Here is a 2,189-nt window from a genome sequence, read left to right on the forward strand (position 1 = left end):
GATGTTATGGCGAAGGATGTGGCGATATAAAACCCAAAAAAAGATAGTTGACTCAAGTTGACATAAGGACTATATTATTATAGTATTAGTGTTCACTTGAGGTATTATGGACAAGCAAACAGCAATCAAAGTGTTGAGCGCGTGGGATGAGGCAGGGCGTTATGTGTTTACGCGCCATGACCTCGCCAAGCTTTTTCCGGATGACAGTGCCAAAACCCTTCAGGAGGCGGTGAACCGGCTGGTGAAAGATGGCTGGTTGCGACGGGCATGCCGGGGGGTTTATGTGTATTCCCTGGCGCGCAGCATGGACAGCCACATGGTTGAGCGGATTGCAGTGGCACTTCGCCGCGGGGAATACAACTACCTCAGCCTGGAATCCGCGCTTTCCGAATACGGCGCCATCTCGCAAATTCCGGTCGATCGTCTCACTGTTATGACAACGGGCCGTAAAGGATTGTACCGCACCCCCTGGGGGACCGTCGAGTTCATCCATACCAAACGCCCCACATCCAATATTCTTGCCAGTATTCGCAATGTCGGCCGCCCACTGCGGCTGGCAACTCCGATGGCTGCATGGCGGGACTTGAAGCGGGTTGGCCGCAATACCCATCTGGTGGACGAGGAGGCGCTGACCGATGATTGAACCGGCAAATTTTGCAGCGCTGGTGGAGAAAGCCATGATCCTGTCCGGACGTGGCCACATGCGGCCTGTGATCGAGAAGGAATTGCTGCACTATGACATTCTTTTCAGTCTCGACAAAGAAGGGTTGCTTGATATCATGACCTTTCAGGGCGGGACATCGCTTCGTTTGTGCTATGGCGCCCCCCGCTTCAGTGAGGATCTTGACTTTGCCGGTGGCAAAGATTTTGCCGGCCGGCAGATGGCGAAGATGAAGGAATGTCTTGAGCACTACATCGGCGCGCGCTACAGTCTCGATGTGCTGGTCAAGGAACCCCGCGAATTGAGGGATGAACCTGAGCACGACGGGTTAAATGTTGATAAATGGCAGCTTACAGTCGTAAGTGCACCTGGACAAAGGCATTTGCCCAGACAGCGGATCAAGATTGAAGTGGCCAATGTTCCTGCGTATTCCCGTATTCCCAGGGCCCTGCAAACCAATTATGACTTTCTGCCGGATGGGTATGGTGACACGCTGGTTTTGACAGAAACGCTTGACGAGATTATGGCTGACAAGCTGGTGTCCCTGGTCAATACCCAGCATTATGTACGTCACCGGGATATTTGGGATTTGCGCTGGTTGAAGCAGGCAGGGACGGCAATCAACCATGAATGGGTGAACAATAAGATCGATGATTACTACGTCAATGATTATGACCTCAAGCTGGAAAGTGTCTGGCAGCGGTTGCCGGAGATCATTCACGGCGAAGCTTTCAAGTTGGAAATGGCGCGTTTCCTGCCAATGGACGTTCAGGAAAGAACTTTTATGAAAGATAAGTTCTGCGATTATCTGACCAGTGAAATCAGGGGGTTGCTGGATGAGGTCAGACGGGGGGTGAGGTAAAAGTGGGGTGGGGTCAGGCTGGCGCTGTTTCTGGTTGTGTGCCAGGCGTTGACCCTGTCCCGGGGCGGGTGGATCGGCACGGCCGGGGCCATGTTGTTCCTGGCAGTCGTACTTCTCCTGAAAAAAGGGTTTGTTCACAAGCGCCTGGTGGGAACCCTGCTGGGCGCCGTGGTGGTCATCGGCCTGATCATCATGGCCAGTACCCCTGTGGTGCAGCGGATCACGACCCTGACCCAGGGAGAGCTGGAAGACGAACTGGAAGGCCGAAGAAATATCTGGGCCGGCATCCTGTTCATCCCCGTGATGCTGTGGATCGTGTACTGGTTCTTTCGAACCGGATTCACCCGCCTCAAAAGCCGCAGCCGCCAGACCCAGGGCATCACCCTGGGCGCCATGGCCGCCCTGGTGGCCCTCCTCATCCACAGCTACTCCGACGGCAACCTCCAGATCCCCGCCAACGCCCTCCTGTTCACGGCCCTCGCCGCCGCCGGCCTCCGCAAAGTTTAGAAAACTTCGGGGTCAGGCCTGCGTTATTGTAGTTATTTTGAGTTTTAAGTGTTAAGTTTTAAGTAGACGGGGTGGGGTAAATTAGCGCTGGATTCTGAGCTGGCCTTTCGTTGTCTTCTTATCGTTCGAGTTTCCCGCCTTTTATCTTTTCAAAAATCT

3 protein-coding genes are annotated in these 2,189 nt (G+C 53.9%); all 3 read left to right on the top strand.

Annotated elements, in window-relative coordinates:
* Positions 1-106 precede the first annotated feature (106 nt).
* The 3 genes from abiEi to DPO_RS23525 are packed head-to-tail and all read left to right on the top strand — an operon-like array spanning position 107 to position 2,030.
* Entirely contained in the window at positions 107-643 is a 537-nt protein-coding gene (abiEi, locus tag DPO_RS23515) for a type IV toxin-antitoxin system AbiEi family antitoxin (protein WP_006968885.1), read from the top strand.
* Positions 636-1,523, top strand: a complete 888-nt coding sequence (locus DPO_RS23520; protein WP_006968883.1) for a nucleotidyl transferase AbiEii/AbiGii toxin family protein — start codon at positions 636-638, stop codon at positions 1,521-1,523. The genes abiEi and DPO_RS23520 overlap by 8 nt, the downstream gene beginning before the upstream one ends.
* 36 nt (positions 1,524-1,559) lie before the next feature.
* The gene (locus DPO_RS23525) at positions 1,560-2,030 is read left to right on the top strand and encodes a hypothetical protein (RefSeq protein WP_006968884.1); all 471 of its coding nucleotides are present in this window, start codon (positions 1,560-1,562) and stop codon (positions 2,028-2,030) included.
* Positions 2,031-2,189 lie beyond the last annotated feature (159 nt).

The organism is Desulfotignum phosphitoxidans DSM 13687, assembly GCF_000350545.1.
GTDB lineage: Bacteria > Desulfobacterota > Desulfobacteria > Desulfobacterales > Desulfobacteraceae > Desulfotignum > Desulfotignum phosphitoxidans.

Coding starts and splice junctions, on each gene's coding strand:
- abiEi (WP_006968885.1), top strand. CDS start 107: ATGGACAAGCAAACAGCAATCAAAGTGTTGAGCGCGTGGGATGAGGCA.
- DPO_RS23520 (WP_006968883.1), top strand. CDS start 636: ATGATTGAACCGGCAAATTTTGCAGCGCTGGTGGAGAAAGCCATGATC.